The organism is Halomonas qaidamensis (assembly GCF_025917315.1).
Lineage (GTDB): Bacteria > Pseudomonadota > Gammaproteobacteria > Pseudomonadales > Halomonadaceae > Vreelandella > Vreelandella qaidamensis.
In genome coordinates this window covers 1,578,389-1,603,132 of sequence record NZ_CP080627.1, presented here as the reverse complement: position 1 = coordinate 1,603,132, position 24,744 = coordinate 1,578,389, and the positions used below count along the sequence as shown (strand labels likewise).

The 24,744-nt window shown below is 49.9% G+C and carries 26 protein-coding genes and 2 tRNA genes; 9 read left to right on the top strand and 19 right to left on the bottom strand.

Going from position 1 to position 24,744, the window contains the following annotated elements; translation table 11 throughout:
* Positions 1–18: 18 nt before the first annotated feature.
* Entirely contained in the window at positions 19–873 is an 855-nt protein-coding gene (gene purU, locus K1Y77_RS07465) for a formyltetrahydrofolate deformylase (protein ID WP_030069418.1), read from the bottom strand.
* 276 nt (positions 874–1,149) lie between these two features.
* Between purU and K1Y77_RS07460 the strand changes: the two genes are divergently transcribed.
* Positions 1,150–2,751: a ribonuclease J gene (locus K1Y77_RS07460; RefSeq protein WP_030069416.1), complete on the top strand. Its 1,602-nt coding sequence runs from the start codon at positions 1,150–1,152 to the stop codon at positions 2,749–2,751.
* 81 nt (positions 2,752–2,832) lie between these two features.
* On the opposite strand, the gene moaE is transcribed toward K1Y77_RS07460, so the two are convergent.
* The 10 genes from moaE to K1Y77_RS07410 form a co-directional block, all read right to left on the bottom strand.
* On the bottom strand, positions 2,833–3,309 hold the full coding sequence (moaE, locus tag K1Y77_RS07455) for a molybdopterin synthase catalytic subunit MoaE (RefSeq protein ID WP_264431133.1): 477 nt from the start codon (positions 3,307–3,309) through the stop codon (positions 2,833–2,835).
* A gap of 4 nt (positions 3,310–3,313) precedes the next feature.
* Positions 3,314–4,108 carry a cyclic pyranopterin monophosphate synthase MoaC gene (moaC, locus tag K1Y77_RS07450; RefSeq protein ID WP_030069411.1) on the bottom strand — a complete coding sequence of 265 codons (795 nt, stop codon included), beginning with the start codon at positions 4,106–4,108 and terminating at the stop codon, positions 3,314–3,316.
* A gap of 29 nt (positions 4,109–4,137) precedes the next feature.
* Positions 4,138–4,689: a molybdopterin-guanine dinucleotide biosynthesis protein B gene (gene mobB, locus K1Y77_RS07445; protein WP_264431131.1), complete on the bottom strand. Its 552-nt coding sequence runs from the start codon at positions 4,687–4,689 to the stop codon at positions 4,138–4,140.
* A gap of 50 nt (positions 4,690–4,739) precedes the next feature.
* Positions 4,740–5,969, bottom strand: coding sequence for a uracil-xanthine permease family protein (locus tag K1Y77_RS07440; protein WP_030069408.1), 1,230 nt, complete (start codon positions 5,967–5,969; stop codon positions 4,740–4,742).
* A gap of 105 nt (positions 5,970–6,074) precedes the next feature.
* Positions 6,075–6,704 carry a uracil phosphoribosyltransferase gene (gene upp, locus K1Y77_RS07435; protein WP_030069406.1) on the bottom strand — a complete coding sequence of 210 codons (630 nt, stop codon included), beginning with the start codon at positions 6,702–6,704 and terminating at the stop codon, positions 6,075–6,077.
* A 97-nt stretch (positions 6,705–6,801) separates the two neighbouring features.
* Positions 6,802–7,485: a uracil-DNA glycosylase gene (gene ung, locus K1Y77_RS07430; RefSeq protein WP_264018337.1), complete on the bottom strand. Its 684-nt coding sequence runs from the start codon at positions 7,483–7,485 to the stop codon at positions 6,802–6,804.
* Position 7,486: 1 nt separating this feature from the next.
* Complete coding sequence (gene gpt / locus K1Y77_RS07425; protein ID WP_030069402.1) at positions 7,487–7,966, bottom strand: xanthine phosphoribosyltransferase; 480 nt, start codon at positions 7,964–7,966, stop codon at positions 7,487–7,489.
* Between the two features lie 8 nt (positions 7,967–7,974).
* Complete coding sequence (locus tag K1Y77_RS07420; RefSeq protein WP_030069400.1) at positions 7,975–8,520, bottom strand: adenine phosphoribosyltransferase; 546 nt, start codon at positions 8,518–8,520, stop codon at positions 7,975–7,977.
* Between the two features lie 34 nt (positions 8,521–8,554).
* Positions 8,555–9,853 (bottom strand): NCS2 family permease, encoded by a 1,299-nt coding sequence (locus tag K1Y77_RS07415; RefSeq protein WP_030069398.1) that lies wholly within the window; start codon positions 9,851–9,853, stop codon positions 8,555–8,557.
* A gap of 198 nt (positions 9,854–10,051) precedes the next feature.
* Complete coding sequence (locus K1Y77_RS07410; protein ID WP_030069396.1) at positions 10,052–10,678, bottom strand: riboflavin synthase; 627 nt, start codon at positions 10,676–10,678, stop codon at positions 10,052–10,054.
* Positions 10,679–11,138: 460 nt separating this feature from the next.
* Between K1Y77_RS07410 and K1Y77_RS07405 the strand changes: the two genes are divergently transcribed.
* The 4 genes from K1Y77_RS07405 to K1Y77_RS07390 all read left to right on the top strand — a co-directional run bounded on the left by K1Y77_RS07405 (position 11,139) and on the right by K1Y77_RS07390 (position 14,277).
* Positions 11,139–12,182: a methionine ABC transporter ATP-binding protein gene (locus K1Y77_RS07405; RefSeq protein ID WP_030069394.1), complete on the top strand. Its 1,044-nt coding sequence runs from the start codon at positions 11,139–11,141 to the stop codon at positions 12,180–12,182.
* Positions 12,163–12,816, top strand: a complete 654-nt coding sequence (locus tag K1Y77_RS07400) for a methionine ABC transporter permease (RefSeq protein WP_030069392.1) — start codon at positions 12,163–12,165, stop codon at positions 12,814–12,816. Before K1Y77_RS07405 ends, K1Y77_RS07400 begins: the two co-directional genes overlap by 20 nt.
* Positions 12,817–12,930: 114 nt before the next feature.
* Complete coding sequence (locus K1Y77_RS07395; protein WP_030069389.1) at positions 12,931–13,722, top strand: MetQ/NlpA family ABC transporter substrate-binding protein; 792 nt, start codon at positions 12,931–12,933, stop codon at positions 13,720–13,722.
* Positions 13,723–13,800: 78 nt separating this feature from the next.
* The gene (locus K1Y77_RS07390; protein ID WP_030069387.1) at positions 13,801–14,277 is read left to right on the top strand and encodes a GAF domain-containing protein; all 477 of its coding nucleotides are present in this window, start codon (positions 13,801–13,803) and stop codon (positions 14,275–14,277) included.
* A gap of 46 nt (positions 14,278–14,323) precedes the next feature.
* Here the strand turns inward: K1Y77_RS07390 and K1Y77_RS07385 are convergent.
* Together K1Y77_RS07385 and K1Y77_RS07380 are read right to left on the bottom strand one after the other, a co-directional pair.
* Positions 14,324–14,400, bottom strand: a tRNA-Val gene (locus tag K1Y77_RS07385).
* Positions 14,401–14,450: 50 nt separating this feature from the next.
* Positions 14,451–14,527: transfer RNA gene (locus K1Y77_RS07380), tRNA-Val, on the bottom strand.
* Positions 14,528–14,728: 201 nt separating this feature from the next.
* Between K1Y77_RS07380 and K1Y77_RS07375 the strand changes: the two genes are divergently transcribed.
* The gene (locus K1Y77_RS07375; protein ID WP_264431123.1) at positions 14,729–15,799 is read left to right on the top strand and encodes an endonuclease/exonuclease/phosphatase family protein; all 1,071 of its coding nucleotides are present in this window, start codon (positions 14,729–14,731) and stop codon (positions 15,797–15,799) included.
* A 67-nt stretch (positions 15,800–15,866) separates the two neighbouring features.
* Here the strand turns inward: K1Y77_RS07375 and K1Y77_RS07370 are convergent, their stop codons facing one another.
* Positions 15,867–17,243, bottom strand: coding sequence for a class II fumarate hydratase (locus K1Y77_RS07370; RefSeq protein ID WP_264431121.1), 1,377 nt, complete (start codon positions 17,241–17,243; stop codon positions 15,867–15,869).
* Between the two features lie 349 nt (positions 17,244–17,592).
* Between K1Y77_RS07370 and K1Y77_RS07365 the strand changes: the two genes are divergently transcribed.
* Positions 17,593–17,967 (top strand): phasin family protein, encoded by a 375-nt coding sequence (locus K1Y77_RS07365; RefSeq protein WP_030069379.1) that lies wholly within the window; start codon positions 17,593–17,595, stop codon positions 17,965–17,967.
* Positions 17,968–18,044: 77 nt separating this feature from the next.
* Here the strand turns inward: K1Y77_RS07365 and hda are convergent, their stop codons facing one another.
* Together hda and K1Y77_RS07355 are read right to left on the bottom strand one after the other, a co-directional pair.
* Positions 18,045–18,749, bottom strand: a complete 705-nt coding sequence (gene hda, locus K1Y77_RS07360) for a DnaA regulatory inactivator Hda (protein WP_264431118.1) — start codon at positions 18,747–18,749, stop codon at positions 18,045–18,047.
* Complete coding sequence (locus tag K1Y77_RS07355; protein WP_030069374.1) at positions 18,746–19,858, bottom strand: AI-2E family transporter; 1,113 nt, start codon at positions 19,856–19,858, stop codon at positions 18,746–18,748. The genes hda and K1Y77_RS07355 overlap by 4 nt, the downstream gene beginning before the upstream one ends.
* Positions 19,859–20,058: 200 nt before the next feature.
* On the opposite strand from K1Y77_RS07355, the gene purM reads away from it, so the two are divergent.
* Together purM and purN are read left to right on the top strand one after the other, a co-directional pair.
* On the top strand, positions 20,059–21,126 hold the full coding sequence (gene purM / locus K1Y77_RS07350) for a phosphoribosylformylglycinamidine cyclo-ligase (RefSeq protein ID WP_264431116.1): 1,068 nt from the start codon (positions 20,059–20,061) through the stop codon (positions 21,124–21,126).
* Positions 21,123–21,881, top strand: coding sequence for a phosphoribosylglycinamide formyltransferase (gene purN, locus K1Y77_RS07345; RefSeq protein WP_264431114.1), 759 nt, complete (start codon positions 21,123–21,125; stop codon positions 21,879–21,881). Before purM ends, purN begins: the two co-directional genes overlap by 4 nt.
* Positions 21,882–21,957: 76 nt before the next feature.
* Here purN and dcd read toward each other — a convergent pair whose 3' ends face one another.
* The 3 genes from dcd to K1Y77_RS07330 all read right to left on the bottom strand — a co-directional run bounded on the left by dcd (position 21,958) and on the right by K1Y77_RS07330 (position 24,713).
* A complete protein-coding gene (gene dcd / locus K1Y77_RS07340; protein ID WP_009723443.1) occupies positions 21,958–22,524 on the bottom strand; it encodes a dCTP deaminase in 567 nt (188 codons plus the stop codon).
* 11 nt (positions 22,525–22,535) lie between these two features.
* Positions 22,536–23,336, bottom strand: coding sequence for an iron-sulfur cluster carrier protein ApbC (gene apbC / locus K1Y77_RS07335; protein ID WP_051690098.1), 801 nt, complete (start codon positions 23,334–23,336; stop codon positions 22,536–22,538).
* A gap of 171 nt (positions 23,337–23,507) precedes the next feature.
* Positions 23,508–24,713: a coiled-coil domain-containing protein gene (locus K1Y77_RS07330; RefSeq protein ID WP_264431111.1), complete on the bottom strand. Its 1,206-nt coding sequence runs from the start codon at positions 24,711–24,713 to the stop codon at positions 23,508–23,510.
* Positions 24,714–24,744 lie beyond the last annotated feature (31 nt).

Below are 24,744 nucleotides of genomic sequence, written 5' to 3'. Positions count from 1 at the left end.
GGCAGTCCCTATTCGTAATTAACTAAAAACCACCGTTTTATTACCATGGATGAGCACTCGATCTTCTAAGTGCCACCGCAAACCGCGAGCCAACACGGCTTTTTCAACATCGCGCCCAAAACGCACGAGATCTGTTGGCGTATGACAGTGACTTACCCGATGAATATCCTGCTCAATAATCGGCCCAGCATCCAACTCTTCGGTAACATAGTGACAGGTGGCCCCAATCAGCTTAACTCCTCGCTGATAAGCTTGATGATAGGGCTTAGCACCGGCAAAAGAGGGTAAAAAACTGTGGTGAATATTAATCACTCGACCTGCGTATCGTGAGCAGAGAGAAGGCGGCAAAATCTGCATATAACGCGCCAGCACCACACAGTCAGCCCGGGCACTATCAATCTGCGCTTGAACTTGCTCGAAAGCAGCCTGCTTGTTATCAGGATCAACGGGCACATGATGGTATGGAATGCCATACCATTCAGTAAGAGATCGCATATCCTCGTGGTTTGAAATTACCCCAACGATATCACAGTCAAGTTCACCAGCCTGCCAACGGTACAGTAAATCAACTAGGCAGTGAGACTCACGCGACACCATTAACACCACACGCCTGCGTTTTTGAGTATCAACCAGCGACCACTGCATGTGAAAGGCCTCTGCCACTGGCTCAAACGCACTACGCAGCGCCTCTGCTGACATACCTAGCGAATCTGCCAGAATTTCATAACGCATAAAAAAGCGACCAGTCTCAAGATCAGAGTGCTGGCTTGCCTCAGTAATAGAACCACCTTGCTGAGCAATAAAGCTTGAGACACGCGCCACAATGCCCACTTGATCAGGGCAAGAGACCACCAAACGGTAATAATGAGACATAAATAAACACTCTTGACATATTTTAACGGCACGTTCGACAAGCCCCTACCATCAGTAGGAAAACTGTATATAAGTGAAATAGTGTACCTTATGCATAGCAAGGAAGCACCGCAGCTGAGTGCCGTGATGATTGTTACCCGCCCCTGCCTTCCCGTATAGTTAAGGTCTTACTTTTTAGGCTTTTCATTACTGATGCATCCACCACGCGTTCAACTTCGTCCCCGCCGTCGCCCACCGCTGCACTTACTGCCGCTAGGTGGGTGTGGTGAAATTGGAATGAATCTTACGCTGTATGGATACGACGATACGTGGATCGCCGTCGACTGCGGCATGATGATTCGTCAAGATCTACCTAACTCCCCATTGCAGGTGCCCAATACAGAGACACTAGCAGCGTTAAGCATTACCCCTAAGGCTCTCTACATTACTCACGGCCATGAAGATCATATTGGCGCTGTGGCATGGCTTTGGCCTAAGTGGAACTGCCCTATTTTTGCAACACCGCTAGCAGCGGGGTTGCTGCGTCACAAGTTCGCAGAGCACCAGCTTAGCAGCGCTGCCATTCAGGTTGTGGAGCCGGGCGATGCCATGGAACTTGGCCCTTTTACGCTGCGTTACCTTTCGGTCACCCACTCAATTCCTGAAAGCTGCTCAATTCTAATGCAGGCAGGTGACTATCGCGTACTGCACACAGGAGACTGGAAATTAGATCCTAACCCGTTAATCGGCATGCCCATTGACGCTGCTCAATTTCGTGCACTCGCACCTATTGATTTGGTCGTAGGCGATTCCACCAATGCCCCGATGCCCGGTCATTCTGGCAGTGAAGGAGACGTAGCAAAGGCACTTGCCCATACTTTAAGACAGTGCACAGGCCGCGTCGTTGTATCATGTTTTGCGAGCAACCTCGCCCGTGTATTAGCCATTGGGTTGGCTGCGCAACAATGCGGCCGACGGGTCAGTCTTATGGGTCGCTCAATGGAGCGTATGGTGAGTGTGGCAAGAGGGCTGGGGTATCTAGACGACTTTCCGCCGTTAGTGCCGCCCCATGATCTAGGCTATCTGCCGCCAGAAGAAGTTGTGATTATTGCCACAGGCAGCCAAGGCGAACCGCGTGCCGCGCTACAGCGTTTAGCACAGCGCAGGCATCCGTTTGTTGATCTGGAGCCTGGCGATAGTATTATTTTTTCTGCCAAAGCTATACCTGGTAACGAGCGCCCTATTGAACAGCTTAAAAAACGTCTAGCGCAGCTTGGGGTAGTAATTTTCGATGAAATGAACCATCCAGAACTACATGCTACCGGGCATCCTGCTGAAGATGAGCTAAGAAAACTGTATCAATGGGTTCGCCCAAAAACATTGCTGCCAGTTCACGGTGAAGCTCGTCACCAGGCCGCCCATCAGGAAATTGCCGCCAGCCTCGGCATTAACGCTCCGCTCGCTCCGGTAAATGGCGACATGCTGGCGTTCGACAATCTAGGGTTACGTTGCGAAGCTCGCCACCCACAGCCTCCCTGTATCGTGAACCAAAATAGCGTTGTGCCTCATCCAGGGCTTGAGACAGGTTCTCACTCGACACGACGCGGCAGCCTGTTTTTGGCGCTTCCCGTTACGGCTACCGACACTGGCTGGTGCCGGATTGGCCGTTTAATGCTGGATGCTAGCGCGACCAGCCCACTTGACGAAGACAGTTTCAGCGAATGGCTAGATGACCAGCTGGAAGAGATAGAAGCGGCCACCTTGGCTGATTTACGCCAAGCGCTACAGCCAAGATTAATTCACTGGTTAGCCAATCACCTCCAACACATGCCAGACGTGCACTTGCAGATAATGGCAACCGAAATGCCCTCGTCAGAAGCGCTTGGCAGTACGTTTTAGACGGCGAAACTAACGGTCACGGCGGTACTAGCGATCAAAACTAATATCCTTAGCCCGCCATCCCTGGCTTGTTATCCTTAACTACCAACGCTCTGCCGCCTGCTGATCGGTGTGGCGCTCTTTTACCCAGTAAGCACCATCGCGGGAGTGCTCTTTCTTCCAAAATGGCGCCTGGGTTTTTAAAAAATCCATAATAAAGTCACAAGCTTGGAAAGCATCACGGCGATGAGCGCTAGCCACCAGGACACGTACAATAGGGTCTCCCGGGGCCAAATCACCAATACGGTGAATAATCCGTATGGCCTGCAACGCCCAGCGCTGATAAGCCTGTTCACCAATCTGCGTTAATGTGCGCTCAGTCATCCCAGGATAGTGCTCTAGGGTAAGCCTAATGACATCTGGGGTTTCATTAAAATCACGCACAAACCCAGTGAAGGTGACAATAGCACCAATATCGGTACGCTGGCGAAGCGTACTTTCATAGCCATCATCCATTTCAAACGGCGCTTCTTGAACCCTAACGGCAATATCCAACTCAGTCTCTGCGATGTCAGTCATGGACTTACCCCCCCGTCACTGGAGGAAAGAAGGCAACTTCATCCTCATCAGTAAGTCGTGCACTATCGTTTGCCATTACTTGGTTAATAGCGCATAGCGTGCGTTGCTCAGAGAGCACGTTAAAGCGCGAATCCCTAGCGCTTAATGCCGCTTTCAATCCAGCCACATCTCGACTTGGCAGTTGATCAAGCCCTATAGAAAGATCACTTTCTTCCACCCTTTCACGTAATTCAGCAAGGAATTTCACCCGTACACAAGGCGATGAACAGCGCTCACCCAAGCTGACCTCTCCAGCCAAACTACCGCCGGTCACAATAGGCTCTGGCGCACCACGCTGGTAGTCTCCGCGGACTCCCCCTCGCTTACTTTCCAGCTGAATGGCCTCAATGCGCATATCTTTGTCTACCGCTTTACACATATCATAAAGTGTCAGACACGCCACCGACACGGCTGTTAGGGCTTCCATTTCTACCCCTGTTTGCCCATTAAGGCGACATAGCGCTGAGACATGAACACACCCGTTAGCGTGATCGATATCGAAGTCAACGGAGACCTTCGACAGCGCCAATGAATGGCATAGCGGAATCAGCTCGTGAGTACGTTTAGCCGCTTGAATGCCAGCAATACGAGCGGTCGCTAGTACATCGCCTTTCGGTAAATCGCCATCACTCAGCAGCTGCAATGTTTTAGGCTGCATAACGATACGTCCAGACGCCACCGCCTCACGACGGGACTCTCGCTTATCTCCGACGTCAACCATGTTGGCTTCGCCGTGTCTATTGAGGTGAGTTAGCTGCATATCGTTACCTATTTAATCAAGCCATGGTGTTAGGAAGTGGTGATGTTGGGCTGGGCGCTTAACCATTCGAGCACCCACTGCGTGATCGCTTCACTATTATTAAGATCTAGCCGCTTTACGGTTGGACTCAGCGACTCAGGGGACGAACCGCTTAGCGCCACTGCTTGCACCCAATCACCACTCATAATGGAATCATCTCCAATGCCCTCACGATACAGAACTAGCTTTGGAATTGGCCACGTTTTAAACCCCTCTACGATGACCAAATCTGGCGCATGGTAAGCCATCATTGAAACAAGGTGGGCTAAATCTGGCTCCTCTTGGTCAGGCGTCTCTTGCATCAGAGCAAAACGCTCCCGAGATGCAATCAACATCGGCTCAGCGCCCGCCTTACGAAGCTGATAGCTGTCTTTCCCTGGCTGATCCACGTCAAAACTATGGTGGGCATGCTTTATTACTCCCACCCGAAGGCCCACCTCGCGCAGTCGAGGCAACAGCTGCGCTAACAGGGTCGTTTTACCGGTTCCGCTCCATGCGGCAATGCCTAGCACAGGAAATGGACTATCAATGGCCTTTTCCATTAACGACTCCCAATGATGAACAGATAGTAAATGAGCAGACAGTTAAGTAGCTACTCACCCTCTTTTTCAACAGGCAAGAGCCAGTTTAGCGCAATGCCGACCAGCGCGGCTAAGCTCACGCCTTGAAGAGTGAACTGTCCGCCTCCGAACTGCATTCCACCTATCCCAAACACTAAAATTAACGAGACCACCACGAGATTACGCGCCGCTGTTAATGACTGACCAGCACGCACCAGAGTGTTCATACCAATCACCGCAATGGAGCCAAACAGCAGGGTCATAATCCCCCCCATCACAGGGCCTGGAATGGTTTGCAATAACGCACCCAGCTTACCTACAAAGGCCAGTACAATCGCGATAACGGCGGCAATTACCATATACATCGGGTTAAACGCCTTAGTCAGCGTCACCGCCCCCGTGACTTCTGAATAAGTAGTATTGGGAGGTCCACCAAACAAGGCAGCGGTCATGGTCGCCAATCCATCACCTAACAAGGTGCGATGAAGGCCAGGTTTTTCAAGATAGTTTTTACGGGTCACCGAGCCTATCGCCACCATGTCGCCGATATGCTCAACTGCGGGAGCAATTGCAACGGGAATCATGAACAAAATCGCTGCCCAGTGAAAGCTAGGGGCGGTAAAACTAGGCACCGACAACCAAGCAGCATCGCGTACGGAGGTAAAATCGACGACACCCATCACAAGCGCTAAGCCATACCCTACTGCAATGCCGCCCATAATCGGCACCAGACGTAAAATTCCACGCCCAAAAACAGCTAATACAAGCGTCACTAGCAAGCTGGCCATAGAAAGGAAAATCGCTTGACCATAACCAATGTTATCGCTTGTCTCGCCTGTCGCCATACTGACAGCGACTGGCGCCAATGCTAAACCAATCACCATGATAACCGGCCCGACCACAACAGGCGGCAGCAACCTATGTAGCCATGCCGTGCCTTTAACACGCACTGCCTGGGAAATAACAACGTAAACAACCCCCGCAGCCATCAGCCCCCCCAGCGTTGCCGACACGCCAAAACTTGCAATCGAACCCTGAATCGGGGCAATGAATGCAAATGAGGAGGCCAGAAAAACCGGTACCGTTTGTTTAGTAACCCCGTGAAATACTAGGGTGCCAACTCCAGCGGTAAATAGCGCAACACTGGGATCTAACCCGGTCAGTAACGGCACCAATACCAGCGCACCAAACGCGACAAATAGCATTTGCGCGCCTGTTAGCAGCATTTTTGGCCAAGACTCATGACTTGCTGAATTGCTCATTTAAACGCTTCCAATATTTCGTTGTAGGTGGTTAGCAAAAAGTAGGTGGTTAGCCAAAAAAATGCCCCCGACGCAAAGCGTAAGGGGCATTGTTAGTCAGAAAGCTCAGCGCGTCCCGAAAATTTTATCGCCAGCATCTCCCAAGCCAGGCACGATATAGCCGTGCTCATCGAGCCGGTCATCTACTGATGCGGTGTAAATTTCAACATCAGGGTAAGCATCCTGGACTCGTTTGATACCTTCAGGCGCAGCCACTAGCACAATGACTTTCATATGCTCACAACCCCGCTCGCGCAACATATCTAGTGTTGCAACCATTGAACCACCCGTCGCAAGCATAGGGTCAATCACAAGCGCCATGCGCTCTTCGATATCGTTTGCAAACTTAGCGAAATAAGGCACTGGCTGAAGTGTTTCCTCATCACGATAAAGTCCCACAACGCTGACACGAGCACTGGGTATCAGGTCAGTGACTCCCTCCAACATGCCTAAGCCAGCACGTAGGATCGGCACAACCGTCACTTTCTTGCCTTTTAAACGTCGCGTGGCAATTGGCGCATTGTTCCAGCCTTGAATTTCATGATCTTCAAGTTCGAGACCTTTGGTAGCCTCATAAGTAAGCAGTTTCGCCACTTCACCTGCTAGTTCTCGGAAGCTCTTGGTGCTCAAATCAGCTTCGCGCATTAGTCCCAGCTTATGTTGAACAAGCGGATGGTTAATGGCGTAAACACTCATGGGACTTCCTCGCTGCAGGGGATTCAGGATGGCGACCTAGGTCGCATCGACAAGCTTACAAAATTGCGCGCCATTCTACCCGCAACTGACCATTAGGTTAAGGGGTTTCCGGCAATTGCCACTCAATCGGTGAGCGCCCATGTTCGGTTAGAAACTGGTTGGCCCTAGAAAAGTGGTGATTACCAAAAAAGCCTCTATGCGCAGAGAGTGGAGACGGATGCGGAGACTCCAATACCAAGTGGCGCGATTGATCAATCAGTGCTTTCTTCTGACGCGCATGGCTACCCCATAGCAGGAAGACACATGGTTCAGCATGCTGACTGACCGTTTCAATGGCACAATCGGTAAAGTGCTCCCACCCCTTACCACGGTGAGAAGCGGCATTGCCCTGCTCAACCGTTAGCGCAGTGTTCAGTAACAACACTCCCTGAGTCGCCCACGACTCTAAGAAGCCATGACGCACAGGCCTAAAACCCACATCAGACGCTAACTCTTTATAAATATTGACTAAAGAGGGAGGTACCTGAATGCCTGGCTGTACTGAAAAACACAAGCCATGAGCCTGGTTTGGGCCGTGATAAGGGTCTTGCCCTAAAATAACGACTTTTACAGAGGCTAAAGGCGTCAGCTCAAAAGCGCGAAACCAGTGCGATGAGTGCGGATAAATCACCTTTTTTGCTGCTTTCTCTTGGGCCAGAAATGCTTTCAGCGCTGACATATAGTCAGCCTGAAATTCTTGCCCAAGCCATTGCTTCCAGTCGTCGGGTAGCGGGTTAGCCATATTACTTCTTCAGTTGATCCGCTAGCGGCTCAACATACGCAATGCCCATATCCCAAGGAAATTGGATCCAGCACTGCTGAGCCACTTCGGTAAGGTATTGGTCTACCAGAGGACGTCCTTCTGGTTTGGCATAAATTGTCACAAAGTGTGCTTTCGGCAGCATTTCACGAACAGCACGCGCGGTTTTACCAGTGTCCACCAAGTCATCGACTAGCAGCCAGCCATCGCCATCATGATCAACGCCCTTCATGATGTCTAAACCACCTTGATCCATATGATCATAACTTTTAATACAAATAGTATCGATCAAACGGATGTTAAGTTCGCGTGCAATCAGCGCTGCAGGAATTAAACCACCACGGGTAATCGCTACAATGCCTTTAAAGTCCCGTTCTATTAGCTGATGACACAGCTGGCGCACATCGCGATGTAGCTGATCCCAAGAAACGGTGAAGTGTTGATGATAGCGCTCGCTGCTCATAAGGTGCGTTACTCGCTTTCAGTGAAGGAACATACCGCGAATACGCTATAACCAGCATCGCGAATTTTCTGAGAACCACCCAGTTCAGGGAGATCAATAATGGTTGCTGTTTCTACCACTTGACCACCAGAGCGCTGAATAAGATTCGCTGCTGCGAGCATGGTGCCACCTGTTGCAATCAGATCATCCATCAACAGGATGCGATCATTTTCCTGAAAAGCATCGGAATGAAGCTCAACCTCTGAATGACCGTATTCAAGCGTATAAGTCTCACTGATTGTTTTGAACGGCAGCTTGCCCTTCTTACGCACAGGGACAAAGCTACAGCCTAGCTCGTATGCCAGCGGCGCACCAATAATGAAGCCTCGGGCATCAATAGCCGCGATGGCATCTAAGTTCATTTCCTGGTAACGGTGCACAAAGCTGTCGATCAGCTTGCGAAAGGCAGCGCTATTTTGCAGAAGTGGCGTGATATCACGAAAATTTACGCCCTGCTCTGGCCAGTCAGGAACCGTGCGAATAACGGACTTAATGTAGTCGCCGTAGATGCTCATCGCGTCTCTCATTGATTAATAGTAAGACGGGCTTTTAACCCAGGAATAAAAACTTCGCTGCAAACAGTAGTGCCAAAATAATAACGGCTGGATTCAAATCGCTAAAACGACCAGCCAAAGTCTTAATCGCCACATAGCTAATGAAACCTAGCGCGATACCTTCTGCAATAGAGAAGGTCAGCGGCATGGCTAGGGCAGCAATTAGTACCGGCGCGGCGTCAGTAGGATCTTCCCAATTAGCATTAGCCAAGCTGCCCGCCATCAGTACAGCTACATACAGCAGAGCACCTGCGGTCGCATAAGCGGGAATAGACCCTGCTAATGGTGCAAAGAAAAGACTAATCAAGAACAGCAGCCCCACCACAACTGCGGTTAAGCCGGTGCGGCCACCCGAAGCGATACCTGCAGTTGACTCGATATAACTAGTCGTTGTTGAAGTACCCAGTGCAGCACCTGCCATAGACGCGGTACTATCGGCCATCATGGCGCGACCAATGCGTGGCAACTTGCCATCTTCATCCAGCAGCTTGCCACGATGAGCAACCCCTACGAGCGTGCCTGATGTGTCGAACAGATCAACAAACAAAAAGGCAAAGATAACGCTAAGCATTGCCACATCCAGCGCGCCCATTAAATCCATTGCCATAAAAGTAGGTGCAATGGAAGGAGGCATCGACATAATACCGCCATACTGGTTATGACCAAACAACATCGCAAGGATCGTAACACCTAAAATACCTATCATTACCGCGCCGGTTACGCGCAGGTAGGAAAGCGCCGTAATAACGAAAAAGCCCAATAAGGCGTAAAGTGCGGGAGGCTGGGATAGATCACCAAGTGCCACATAGGTGGCTGGATTTGCGACCACAATACCGGCATTTTTAAGTGCAATCATCGCAAGGAATAAGCCAATACCTGCAGCAATGCCTAAACGCAACGAGAGCGGGATTGAATTGATGATCCATTCACGGACTTTAAAAATACTCAGCAAAAAGAAGGCAAAACCAGAGAAAAAGACAGCCCCTAATGCCGCTTCCCAGGTATAGCCCATGCCAAGTACAACGCCATAGGTAAAAAAGGCATTTAGCCCCATTCCCGGTGCTTGTGCGATTGGGTAGTTTGCCCAAAGCCCCATGACAAAACAGCCGATCGCAGCAGCCACACAGGTGGCAACAAACACCGCGCCATAATCCATCCCCGCTTCCGAAAGAATGCTCGGGTTAACGAAAATGATATAAGCCATTGTAAGGAACGTGGTGAATCCAGCGATCACCTCGGTTTTTACAGTGGTCTTCTGCTCAGTGAGCTTGAAGTAGTTGTCCAGAAGTTTCATGTCGTTTTTATCCTTCGCGCTTACGCTGAATGCGTCCCTTGATGCGAGAAAAGCGGCACATATTACCGAAAGGCTCTTCGTCTTGCGAGTACCCCGTGTGCCGCTAGCGTTGATGGGAAGTCGCCCACCCACTTATATGAATAGCAAACTTCAGGCCATGAGCTAACCGATCGGTCAACGGTAGATCAAAATAACCTTCTAAAGACGGCTAGCCAACACCCTTTCTACCGTTTCTACAATCACTTGAGTTTGTGGATCAATCTCGATATTAACTCGGTCACCCAACAATCGGTCTTTTAATACCGTGCGCGCCAGCGTCTCTGGAATCAAATTGACACTGAACTCAACCCCAGCACTATCGCTCGCGGGGCGCACATCACCTACGGTTAAGCTAATACCATCAACACCAATGTAACCCTTCTCAAATACAAACTTAGCGACTTTCTCTGGCAGTGAAAACCATAGCCTGCGATTGTTAGGCGCCTCTTCTATTGCTACTACGCGAGCCATGCAAATAATGTGGCCGGACATGGAATGCCCCCCAATTTCATCACCAAAGCGCGCCGCACGCTCTATGTTGACGCACTGCCCTGGTGCAATTGCACCAAGATTTGTCAAACGCAATGTTTCACGCATCAGGTCAAAGCTGACATTTTCACCCTCTATGGCGGTTACCGTCAGGCAAACACCGTTATGAGCCACCGATGCCCCAATCGACAGCCCTCGGCGCATTTCCTCAGGTAATGCAATAACATGGGTACGAAACTCTTCGAGTTCGTTTACCGCAACAACTTTAGCGACGCCTTGCACAATGCCTGTAAACATATGGCTTGGTCCTCTTATGAAACACTTTCAAGATAAAATAGAGTTAAAAATTTTGTGCAAGCTTACTACTAATGCCTAGGGCTTGTGCAGCCAAAGCCCCAGATACCAGCATTGGAATAGCTTTCCCTGACAGCAACCAACCAAAAAACACATAAAAAAGCACTAACCACTCTTTAAAGTCATTTAGTCAGTAAATAAATCTGCTCCCAAGCACAAAAGCATGAAATAGAAGGGTTCTAATTGACAAGCCAGCCACCACTCTTTAGACTTTCGCCGCAAATGTAATGACGCCGATTTGTACCCAGATTGCGGGCGTCCACCCAGCGAATAGCTTGGTGAAGTGCAGCTAAAAGGGTGTGTCCAGCGTTGATGGCCACCCGTAAGGGTGGCCTTTTTTTATTTCCCGCCCTACGCTTGCTCCCTCGCACTCCGTCTTCGGCCTACCATTAAGGCAGACGCTATGATTGAAATTAGCAATGTAAGTAAAACCTATGGCACCGGTGATAGCACCGTACATGCCCTAAAAGACGTTAATTTAACGATCCCCAAAGGCAAGATTCACGGCGTTATTGGCCTTTCGGGCGCAGGTAAATCGACTCTTATTCGTTGCGTCAACCTGCTTGAGCGGCCAAGCACTGGCAGCGTAGTCGTCGACGGTCAGGAAATGACTCGCCTTAGCCGTGGCGAATTAAACCGCGCCCGCCATCGTATTGGAATGATTTTTCAGCATTTCAACCTGCTAACAACGCGCACAGTATTTGACAATGTGGCCCTCCCACTTGAATTAATGGGTGAAAGTCGCAGCGCTATTAAAAATCGTGTAGCGCCATTATTAGAGCTGGTAGGTTTGTCTGATAAAGCCAAGCAATATCCAGCCCAGCTTTCTGGCGGTCAAAAGCAGCGCGTTGCCATTGCCCGTGCACTGGCCAGTAAACCCAACGTATTGCTGTGCGATGAAGCCACGTCAGCACTGGACCCCCAGACCACTAGCTCTATCCTTGAGCTGCTGAGAGAAATTAATCAGCAGCTTGGTATCACCATTTTGCTGATCACCCACGAAATGGAAGTGGTGAAATCAATTTGCCACCGCGTAAGTCTTATTTCCAATGGCGAGCTTGTTGAAGATGCTGAGGTCGGTGATTTTTTCACTGCGCCTAGAACGCAGTTAGGTCGAGAGTTCCTGAATGACTTTTTGCAGCTCAGTCCGCCTAAAGAGTTGATTGAGCGGTTAAGCGACACGCCGAGTGAGCATACTCACCCTGTTGTTCGACTAACATTTTCCGGCGATGCGGTTTCGACCCCCCTTATTTCTCGCTTAGCACGAGAGTGCAGCGTTGACGTCAGCATACTTCAGGCAAAGGTCGAGTCTATTCAAGACCGTACGCTAGGCCTGATGATTGCTGAGCTGCTCGGCAGCCCCGCACAAACCCAGGAAGCAATGGCTTATTTAGAAGCACATCAACTACAGGTAGAGGTACTCGGCCATGTCCAGCGCAATGTTTGATCTTATTTTACAAGCCACGCTGGATACGCTTTACATGGTGGCCATTTCCGGCGTCATTGCTACCCTACTTGGCCTGCCGCTTGGCGTGATGCTTTACGTTACCCGTCCTCGCCAAATTTTGGCCATGCCGGTGCTTAATCAAGTGCTAGGCATTGTTACCAATATTGGCCGCTCAATCCCCTTTATCATTTTGATGGTAGCGATTATTCCCTTCACGCGCATGCTGGTAGGCACCTCTATTGGCATTAATGCAGCCTCAGTGCCGCTAACTATTGCTGCTATTCCTTTTGTTGCTCGCTTAATAGAAGGTGCACTTAACGAACTATCTCCTGGGCTTATTGAGTCTGCACAATCAATGGGTGCAACGCCCTGGCAAATTATTACCAAAGTTCTCATCCCTGAAGCAAGGGGCGGCATCATCACAGGCCTAACGATTACACTAGTGACACTGGTCAGCTACTCTGCCATGGCAGGAGCAGTAGGTGGCGGCGGGCTTGGTGATTTAGGAATTCGCTATGGTTATAACCGCTTTAACCCAACCATCATGCTAATTACCGTCGTTATTTTAGTGATTATGGTGCAGGGCTTCCAAAGTCTGGGCGACTACTTGGTGCGTAAAAGTGACCGCAAGTGATAATAGCCTGTGCCTTTTATCGGCATAGACGAATATAACCAAAACGCATTAGAATTTTATTCTTTATTACTCCATAATCACATACAACCTTTACTGCGCGACAGGAGCGACACTATGCAAAAACTACTCATCGGCGGCCTAACTGCTTTAGCACTAGCGGTTAATGTTGCTAACGCAGAAACACGCACCATCAAAATGGGCACCGTAGCAGGCCCCGAAACCGAAGTTATGGAAGTGGCTGCTCGGATTGCCAAAGAAGAGTTCGACCTAAACGTCGAAATCATTGAGTTTACTGACTACGTGACGCCTAACGCTGCGCTCGCTGACGGCAGTTTAGACGCTAACGCATACCAGCACGAACCGTACCTACAGGCCATGGTCAATGACCGTGGATATGATCTTGCCATTGCGGGCTACACCTTTGTTTACCCGATCGGCGCTTATTCTGAGAAGTACGACAGCATTGAAGAGCTGCCCGATGGCGCTCAAATCGCACTGCCTAACGATCCGTCTAATGAAGGACGTGCACTCATTCTGATGCATAACCAGGGTCTGATCACACTAAATGATCCGAGCAACCTGGAAGCCACCCCCATTGACATCGCTGAAAATCCGCGTAACTTCCGCTTCCGCGAAATTGAAGCAGCACAGCTACCCCGTGTGCTACCCGATGTGGACATGGCGTTCATTAATAATACGTTCGCTCAACCGGCTGGCTTGAGCCTAGATGACGCGTTAATCAAGGAGGGGCCTGAGTCCCCTTATGTCAATCTAATCGCGGTGCGTGGCGGCGATGAAGAGCGCGAAGAAATCCGTCAACTTGTTGATGCTTACCAGCGCGATGAAGTCATCGAAAAAGCAGAAGAACTGTTTAAGGGTGCGGCAGTTCCTGGCTGGATCGAATAAACAGCACCGATTTTCTAGCAATTTAATCATGCCAGCCTTAGGGCTGGCATGATGCGTTTAATCCCATAAGGAATGCGTATGCATAGTGTTGATTATGCGCTGCTCAATCGGCAGCTTGAAGCCTTACTAGACACCCGAGACTGGCTAACCAATAGCGCTCAAACCTGCGCTTTTATTTATCACACATTAGAAGAGCTAAATTGGGTGGGGGTTTATCTCCAACGCCAGCCCAACCAGCTCAGCCTTGGCCCATTTCAGGGTAAACCCGCCTGCCACCCAATCCCCTTCAACAAAGGTGTTTGCGGAGCTGCGGCACGCCTGCAGGCGACTCAACGCGTTGATGACGTTCACGCCATTGCTGATCATATCGCCTGCGATGCGGATTCACGCTCAGAACTCGTTGTTCCCATCGTGATCGACGGCCACCTATGGGGAGTGCTCGACTTAGATAGCCCCCAGCACGCACGCTTTAGCCAAGAAGATCAGTCAGGCATTGAAGCACTTGTGGCTACGTTTATTCGCCAAACTGACCTACCCTTCTTTATCAACCAATAACAAAAAAGCCCCGTGCATATGCAGGGGGCTTTCAAGTGCAGGTATTTGGTAGGACCAGGCGGATTTGAACCGCCGACCTCCACGATGTCAACGTGGCGCTCTAACCAACTGAGCTATGGTCCTAAATGTAAGCTACATAAAAAGTATAAGTAACTAGTTGCACATAACGTAAATGGTAGGACCAGGCGGATTTGAACCGCCGACCTCCACGATGTCAACGTGGCGCTCTAACCAACTGAGCTATGGTCCTGCTGTGCAACGGATGCGTATTCTACGGCTTCATAGCTGAATTGCAAGTAGTTTTTAGCACTTTGAAATGAGGCTAATAAACTAACACTGCTCAATTGCAAAGTGAGATCGACACATATCTCTTCTTGCCGCTAAGCTGATCATAGCTTAGCGACTATTTCGTAGATTAATAACTATTCACGGTTAAACCAGGAGGTAAACCTTGCTTGGGCCTTTGCTAGGATGCACCGCCATCTCCCTGTTACTTGCCACTCTTATCGCTCGCGTGCCGATGCGCTGGTGGTGGGTGCGCAGTTTTGAATTTCCTCGACTACAAATCGCCGTGCTCGCTTTGGCGTGCGGCTTGGCGAGCCTATTGGTATTAGAACCAGGACAGTGGCAAGTGACAGCAATACTTGTTTCATTCGTTACGTTAGGGCTGCAATTACGCTACATCTTGCCATGGACAAAGCTCTGGCCAGTTCAGGTTAAAACCGCACATAACGCGCCTGAAGACCAGATGATCACCCTACTCATCGCCAATGTACTGACACCAAACCGTCAATCAAAAAAACTCCTGGAGATGATAACGCACCATCAGCCCGATATGATTCTCACTTTAGAGTCAGATCAATGGTGGCAAGATCAATTGGATCCAGCACTAGACGAGCAATGGCCTCATAGCGTTAAGGTTCCACTAGATAACCTTTATGGCATGCATCTTTATTCACGGCTAGCGCTGAAAAATACCGAGGTAAAGTGGCTTATACAAGACGACATACCCTCAATTCACACTCAGGTAGAACTGAAAAGCGGCCAGCATATCCGTCTATTTGCCGTTCATCCAAGGCCACCAGCGCCCAGTGAAAGCGAAAAGTCTCTATGGCGTGATGCGGAGCTTTTATGGATTGGAAAAGAAATCCATCAAGACCCAAAAGCCACTCTTGTCGCAGGAGATCTGAATGACGTTGCCTGGTCACGAACAACTCGGCGCTTCTGCCGTATAGCAGGCATGCTTGATCCACGCCGTGGACGCGGTATGTTCAGTACCTTTCATGCCAGTTACCCCATTCTTCGCTGGCCTCTTGACCACGCATTTGTTAGCGAGCATTTCACTCTCGTTAACATGCAACGCCTTGGGGCGTTTGGGTCTGATCACTTTCCTATATTGGCAACTTTTTGCTACCGCCCCTCACGCCAGGATGAGCACGACACACCTGATGCCAGTGCAGCAGAGCGCCAAGAGGCGAGTGAAACCATTCAAAAGGGCAAAACGGAAAAGCAAGAAACCTAACGTCTGCCCTTTTAACACTCAACAGACCCTTTAACACTCAACAGACCTTTTAACCACTCAACAGAGGCTACTTAGGTATGCCTCCTTTCGTAAGCACAACAGGGTCTAGCAAGCGCTCAAGCGTTGCGCGATCCAGATCAGTTTCTTCTTCGGCGACGTCGATGATTGGCCGCCCAGCTTGATAGGCTTTTTTAGCCACCGCGGCAGCGGCGTTATAGCCAATCACACTATTAAGAGCAGTCACTAAAATAGGATTCCGTGCGAGTGGCCCCTGTAAATTATCATCACGCACGCGGAAGGTGGCGATAGCACGTTCAGCCAGCAAAGTGGCTGTGTTACTCATCAAGGTAATCGATGTAAGAAGATTCGACGCTACTAACGGCAGCATCACGTTGAGCTGAAAGTTACCACTCTGCCCAGCAACCGTTACTGCGGCATCCAGGCCGATGACTTGTGCTGCTGCTTGGGCGGCCGACTCAGGAATCACAGGATTTACCTTACCCGGCATAATGGAACTACCAGGCTGCAGTGCCTCAAGTTCAATCTCGCCCAGCCCTGCCAACGGCCCTGAATTCATCCAGCGCAAATCGTTAGCGATCTTCATAACCACACATGCAAATCCCTTTAACTGACCAGATAACTCTACGGCAGCATCCTGGGAGGCCAAACTGGCAAAAAAGCTCTCGTTAGGCTCAAAGGGCAGCCCGGTTTGCTGACTTAAGTCGCGAGCCATTAGCTCGGAAAACCCTTCAGGCGCATTAATACCGGTGCCTACCGCCGTACCGCCTTGCGCTAATCGACACAATCTTGTCATGGCGCTATCAAAACGCTCAATAGCCTGCCCCACTTGGCTCGACCACGCTCCTAACTCTTGATCCATACGCAGCGGCATGGCATCCATTAGATGGGTACGACCTGTTTTAACAACGTGAGCCAACTCACTAGCCCTACGGTCAATCGTCGCCTGCAGCGACACTAAGGCAGGACGAAGCCTTTCATGAACAGCTATCGCTGCCGACAAGTGAATGGCCGTCGGGATAACGTCGTTGCTCGACTGCCCCATATTAACGTGGTCATTTGGCGTTACGTCGATCCCTTCACGACTCGCAAGCGTCGCTAGCACTTCGTTAACGTTCATATTAGTCGACGTACCAGACCCTGTCTGAAAGACATCGATCGGAAAGTGCTCGTCATGCTGACCCTCAATTACCTCTCCAGCAGCTTTAATGATCGCATCGGCACGAGGCTTATCCAGCAAGTCCAACTGATAGTTACTGCGTGCGGCAGCAAGCTTTATACGCGCGACAGCATGAATAAACGCTGATGGCATGGGAGTATGCGAAACAGGAAAGTTGTTGATAGCCCGCTGTGTTTGAGCACCATAAAGTGCATTCACAGGCACATCAAGCTCACCCATGCTGTCCCGTTCAATACGTGTGTCCATCCTTGCACTCCTTTTAAAACAACCTAAACTAACGCTACCCACATCACTAACATAATGTTTTATAATGATTATTTTAGTGGTAACGGTTATCTATACGCTTAAGCCTAGCGCCATCGACGCGTTAGGTAAATCTACACGCATTATTAACTTCCTCAGCGACAGTTACATATTTTATAAATCCAATCCTCAGCAATGTTGCACTGCACAAAAACCCCTGTTATGCTGCAACGCAAGATAACTAGATATCAGCCGCGGTGAATGCTTAACAAAACCGTTGCTGATCAACCAACACTAACGGCACCGCCAATCATTGGGCCGATTAGTGAGCAATGGAACAGGAGTGTTTACCATGCAAACATTTAACACCAACGAAATGACTCAGCAGTTCGATAACTTCTTCATGGCACCTGTACGTGCCTATATGACGCTAAGTATCGACTATTCTGAAAAAATGCTTAACGCACAGCTTGATGCCAACAAATCTTACGTAGATACCGGCATCGCCCAAATGCGTCAGCTGATGAGCGTTAAAGATGCCAGCGGCCTGCGTAGCTATATGGAAGGTCAGCAGAAAGTGGCTAAAGAACTGGCTGAGCGTGTAAAAGGCGATGCGGATAAAGTGGTCGCTCTTCAGCAAGACTTCTTGCAGAAAGGTCAAAAACTGACTGAAGATAACGTTAAGCAAGCACAAGCAGCAGCCAGCAAAATGAGCAAAACAGCTTAACCTGTTTCGGTTATTGACTTGCTGTTACTAAAACGCCCCTGCCAGTGATCTGGCAGGGGCGTTTTGCTTATTATGTGTTACCAATTAAGCGCCGACTTGACGAAAGGTATAGTCAACTTCCGCTTAGCGGATAGCGACGCTTTATCAAGCGTCTCAAGTGCACGACACAACTCTCCTAGCTCACGTGGCCCACGATGCATAATGTAGCGCCCTACGTCATCAGGCAACTGCATTCCCCGTACGTTAGCACGAAGCTTTAATGCCGCTAAGCGCTCGTTATCATCCAGTGGATGTAGATGAAAGGTAACTCCCCACGTTAATCGTGACGCCAAATCAGGCAAGGCAACGTCTAACTGGCGCGGAGACGTATTAGCAGCGATTACTAAGGCTTTTCCCGCATCGCGCAGCCGATTAAAGGCGTGAAATAGCGCCTCTTCCCAGCGCTTACGACCTATCACATATTCAAGATCATCAATGGCGACAAGGTCCAGACACTCTATATCCTCCAGCATAAGCGGTGGAAAGTGGCCAAGATCTGACAGCGGAAGGTAGAGCGCTCGCTTGTCTGCATCGGAGGCAGCGTGACATGCCGCCTGTAAAAGATGGCTTCGGCCACTGCCCGGCGCGCCCCATAAATACAAGAATGGCTCAGCATCCGACTTAAGCTGTCGGCTCAAGTACTCCATTAATGACGCATTTGCTTGTGAGGCATAGTAATTATTAAATGTCGCGTCGTCTCGCAACCCTACCCCAAGCGGTAGCTGTGCCGGTAATCGGCTCATGGTGACTCCCTTTCATCGTGACGACCCTGTCCATCATTATGATGTTGCTGTTCTGTCGGACGTTGCTCGGCATCATAGAGAGCGCTGCCTTTATAACGATCTTTAACTTCCCTTAAAAGCACCATAATGACCGCTGCGGCAGGCAATGCTAAAAGCACCCCTGTAAGGCCAAACAGATGCCCCCCCGCCAGTACTGCAAAAATAACCGCAACAGGATGCAAACCGATTTTATCGCCTAACAGTTTAGGCTGAAGTATGACACTTTCTGCCGCTTGACCGATACCAAATACCGCGATCACCCCCAGCACAGCCCACCACGTATCAAATTGGAAAAGCGCAACAATGAGGGCCACCACCAAACCCACAATGAAACCCAGGAATGGCACAATACTAACAAGCCCAGACACAACACCAATCAGCAAGCCAAAATTCAAACCCATTAACGTTAAGCCTGCTGCATAAATAATGCCTAAGCACAGCATAACCAGTAGCTGACCACGCAGAAAGGCGGATAGAACTTCATCGCAGCGCTGGGCCAACCGGAAAACATCACTTGTCCATTGACGGGGAACCAAATCAGCAAGGCTTGAAAGCAGCCGGCTCCAATCAAGTAACAAATAAAATGTGACGACTGGGATCAAAGCAACGTAAGTGACCCAGGAAACAAAAGCCATACCCGAACGACCTATTTGACTTAACGCCTGAGCCGCATAGCTACCCGCATCACGCCAATTCTCGACTAATGTTTCCCGAACGTTCGTTAACTCTGCCCCTAGATCATACCCTGTCCACTCTTGTACTTGCGGTGCCAAAATGTTTTCTACCCAATTAAAGACACTCGGTAACGCCTCTCCTAACTGTTTCGTCTGCTGAACAACCAGCGGTATTAAAACGAGCAGGCTTAAGATAAGAATCAGCAACAAAACTAAAAATACGCTACTCACCGCCCAAGGTCGCTTCATGCCTAAGCGCTGAAAATAATTGGTAAGCGGGTCAGCCAGGTAAGCCAAAATTAAACCAGCGATAAATGGCATCAATACCGCATCGAGTAAATACAGGCAGCCCACCAACACCACCAAAAATACAACGCCCCACCATGAATGTCGCATGCTCTTTATATCCCTCCTGGAAAGATGGTTAGCGCCCTTAGCGTACTGAATAGTAACAAAAGTAGCGTATTGAACATCGGTTAACGCCGCACATCGATGCGACTTACGTCTCTGGGTGTTACAATCCGTTCCGTTATCGCCCCAGCACTGGCCATTTCGCCAGCACTACCCGTACTGCTATAGGCTTCACAGGATCTGTCATGACCGATACCTCCACTTCTCAGGCCACTCCCTCACTCAGCTATAAAGACGCAGGTGTCGATATTGATGCCGGCAACGCGCTAGTTGATCGCATCAAACACGTTGCCAAACGCACGACACGCCCTGAAGTCCTGGGTGGCCTTGGCGGGTTTGGCGCACTGTGTGAGCTTCCCGCTGGTTATAAGCAGCCAGTCTTGGTCTCCGGCACGGATGGTGTCGGCACAAAGTTGCGTCTTGCCATGGACCTTGGTAAGCATGACACCATTGGCATTGACTTGGTCGCTATGTGTGTCAACGATTTGATCGTTGCCGGTGCTGAACCGCTGCTGTTCCTTGACTACTATGCCACGGGTAAGCTGGATGTGGATATCGCTGCAGATGTAGTAACCGGCATTGGCGCTGGTTGCGAACTGGCTGGTTGCGCATTAGTAGGTGGCGAAACTGCCGAAATGCCCGGTATGTACGAAGGCAATGACTACGATTTGGCCGGCTTCTGCGTAGGTATTGTTGAGAAAGCCGATATCTTAGATGGCAGTAAGGTAGCCGAAGGCGATGTATTACTGGGACTGGCTTCTTCTGGCCCGCACTCTAATGGCTACTCGCTGATTCGCAAAATTCTGGAAGTTAGCAACACTTCACTCAATGATGCTGTAGATGGGCAGCCACTTGGCGACGCGTTAATGGCGCCGACGCGTATTTATGTGAAGTCGTTGCTGTCGATGATGCGTAACACAGACATTCACGTTCACGCGCTCTCCCATATTACCGGTGGTGGTTTGCTGGAAAACATTCCTCGAGTGTTACCCGATAGCCTTGCAGCCCACGTTGACCTTTCAACTTGGCAGCGCCCAGAAGTATTTAACTGGTTACAAGCCCAAGGCAATGTCAGTGAAACGGAGATGCACCGGGTGCTAAATTGCGGCATTGGCATGGTAGTAGTGGTGCCCCAGGCCCACGCTGAAAACGCCATGGAGCATCTACAAGAGCAAGGCGAGACCGTTTATCAAATTGGTCAAATTATTCAGCGCCAGGAGGAAGCCGTCGTTTTGGAGAACCTTCGCGCATGAGCAGCACCGACTTCGATAACGGCATGTTCAACGACACCATAAACGACATGGTGCCAGAGCCAACAGCCGCGCGACGTATTGTGGTATTGATTTCCGGCAGTGGCAGTAATTTACAAGCGCTGATTGATGCGCAAAGCCATGACCAACTTGGCGGGGAAATCGTTGCTGTTATTTCCAACGAGCCAGATGCCTATGGCTTGAAGCGCGCCTTAGAAGCGGACATTGAAGCCGTTGCACTACCTCACCGCGAATATGACAGCCGCGATGCCTATGACGGAGCGCTGATCAAAGTCATCGAGCGCCATGAGCCTGACTTAATTGTCTTAGCAGGTTTTATGCGCATTTTGACACCTCGCTTTGTGCAGCGTTTTTTAGGCAAAATGCTCAATATCCACCCGTCTTTGCTTCCGGCTTATCAAGGGCTAAATACTCATGCTCGAGCGCTGGCAGACGGTGTAAAACAGCATGGCTGTAGCGTGCATTTTGTCACTGAAGAGCTGGATGGTGGCCCCGTTGTGCTGCAAGCGGAACTGAACGTCACTGATGAAGACACCGTTGAGACACTTAAAGAGAAGGTGCACGCTCGTGAGCACCTCATCTTTCCAATTGCGGTTCAGTGGTTCTTGCAAGGTCGCCTGCAATATAACGCTGAAAATGCCACCATGGATGGCCATCCCCTTCCCCCGCATGGCATGCGGCTCTCACACACAGATGCTGCAGAAGAGCTAGACGAAGAACTAGACGAAAATACGTAAACGTTACTGGCCTGACCATAAAAAAACGCCTTACCGCTATTAGCGAGTAAGGCGTTTTTCGCTTGGCTTGCAAAGATTAAGTGCGAGGCAGCGTAACGCCTCGTTGCCCCATATATTTGCCGCCACGATCTTTATAAGACGTTTCACACACCTCATCAGACTCAAGGAACAGCATCTGAGCTACCCCTTCATGCGCATAGATCTTGGCGGGCAGATTGGTAGTATTTGAAAACTCAAGGGTCACATGCCCTTCCCACTCTGGCTCAAGCGGCGTTACGTTGACAATAATGCCGCAGCGCGCGTAAGTGGATTTTCCTAGGCAAATCGTCAGCACACTGCGCGGAATACGAAAGTACTCTACCGTTCGTGCTAATGCGAAGGAGTTTGGCGGGATAATACACACATCGCCCTTAATATCGACGAAGCTTTTGTCATCAAACGCTTTGGGGTCGACAATAGCCGAATGTATGTTGGTAAACACTTTAAATTCATCGGCGCAGCGAACGTCATAACCGTAGCTCGACGTGCCGTAAGAAATTACGCGCTGATCATTCACATAGCGCACCTGCTCAGCTTCAAACGGTTCAATCATGGCATCGCTCTGTGCCATGCGACGAATCCACTTATCAGATTTAATACTCATTTGTTACGTCATCACTCGCTAAAAGAAATAGTCGGACCACCGCTATGGCTGGCACTTACTGATTGCGCCACTTGTTTAGCAATAGCTGCAAACGTGTGGCTCACTGAGCTATCAGGTTCGGAAATTACACTGGGACGACCAGAATCAGCTAACTCACGAATAGAGAGCGTTAACGGTAACCGCCCAAGAACGGTTGTCTCGTACTCTTCTGCGATACGATCACCGCCCCCAGTACCAAAAATTGCCGCTTCATGGCCGCAGTTTTCACAATGATAAAGGCTCATATTCTCTACCACACCAAGCACTGGCACATTGACCTTGCGAAACATCTCTATGCCTTTACGGGCATCCAGCAGCGCAATATCCTGGGGAGTGGTAACAATTACAGCGCCTGAAACAGGCACTTTTTGCGCCAGCGTTAGCTGAATATCACCGGTACCAGGTGGCATATCGATCAACAGAAAATCCAGATTATCCCACTGGGTTTGGGTTAACATTTGCTGAAACGCGCCCACCACCATCGGTCCACGCCATACCATCGCTTCTCGGGTGTTGACCATAAAGGCCATCGACATCGCTTGAAGACCGTGTGCCTCTAGCGGCAGAAATTTATTGTCACCTGATGCCTGAGGCCGCACGCCTTCTTTGACACCCAACATCTGCGCTTGACTGGGGCCATAGATATCGGCATCCAAAACACCAACGCGATAGCCCTGAGCAGAAAGCGCTAGCGCCAAATTGACAGTAACGGTCGATTTACCGACCCCGCCTTTCCCCGATGCCACTGCCACTATATGTTTTACACCGTCCATCAATGGCGCTCCTGTTTTCTTACGGTGAATGTTACGTGATTGAATGATACTCCTAGGCGGCCTATTTCTAAACCAACATACAATCTAAACCAACATACAAAAAGCGGATGCAGGGGCTACCTACATCCGCTTTCTTGCGCTAGCCATCAGCACACATTAAGGGTGCATCTCTCAATTACTGTTTTGTTGTTCCTGATTGTCAGAGCTTGCTTCTTCCACTTGCTCAGTATTATCAGAACTAGAACTATCGGAATCAGCGCTATCAGTATCAGAGCTATCAGAACCAGAGCTATCAGAACCAGAGCTATCAGAACCAGAAGCTGTTTCGTTACTCTCTTCACCCGTTAGCGTGGGCACTTCATCATTAGCCGTATCGTTTACATGCAGGCGACTCTCCAAGGAGGAGAGTTCGTCACGCCAATCACTAAGCTGAGTTTCTAAGCGCGCAAGCTGCTCTTCACGGGCTTCAATATCACTCTCAACATTTGCAACTTCTTCACGACCAATATCTAACGCGACCATGAGATCATCCATCTCCGTGCGTACTTGGTCGAGGCTCTGCTGCTCTTCTTCACGCAGCTCAGTTAACGAATCAACCTCGCTTTGCAGCTCATCCCGCTCACTAGTAAGTGAATCACGCTCACTGCGCAGATTATCTAACTCATCTTGAACAGTTGAAATTTCTTCCTCAATACTAGAAAGCTGTTCATTAGCGTCACTGATCTGTGTATCTAGACTCGACAATTCCTCTTGAGCGGCATTAAGCTCATCTACAGCTTCCTGGCGCTCTTGCTCAGCTTGCTGACGAGCGGACTCAGCTTCCTGGCGGGCTTCTTCGGCACTTTGGCGAGCTTCTTCAACTTCCTGGCGAGCAGTCTCCGCTTCGTCACGAGCGCTTACGACTTGGTCACGCTCTTCTTTTAGCGCCTGCAAGTCAGCCTCAGCACTCTCAACTTGTTCGCTTAATGCATCAACTTCTTGCTGCAGGGTATCGCGCTCAGACTCTAACTCTTCAAGACGCGACTGTACCGCGCTTGTATCACGCTGAGCAGACTCAAGCTCGCTTTGTGACTGGGCCTGCTGCTCTTCCAACGAGGCCATCTCTTCACGCATGGCACTCAAATCAGTCTCAGCTTGCTCAATTTCTGCAATACGCTGACTAAGCTGACTATTATCCTGCTCAACACTAGCTAACTGACCTTCTAACGTCTCAACACGCTCTTGACGTGTGCCTGAGTTAGATTGCGCCATAATTGCCCAAATAACTGCGATCGCGGCAATACCCGCAATTCCTTTGACACGGTTGTCCTTAAAAAGCGTTTTCATGTCCGGCTTATTCGCTGGCGCTTGATGATCCGAGTGGTTTGCTTCTGACATACTGCGTCCCTCTCTTCTTTTTTAGGCTACC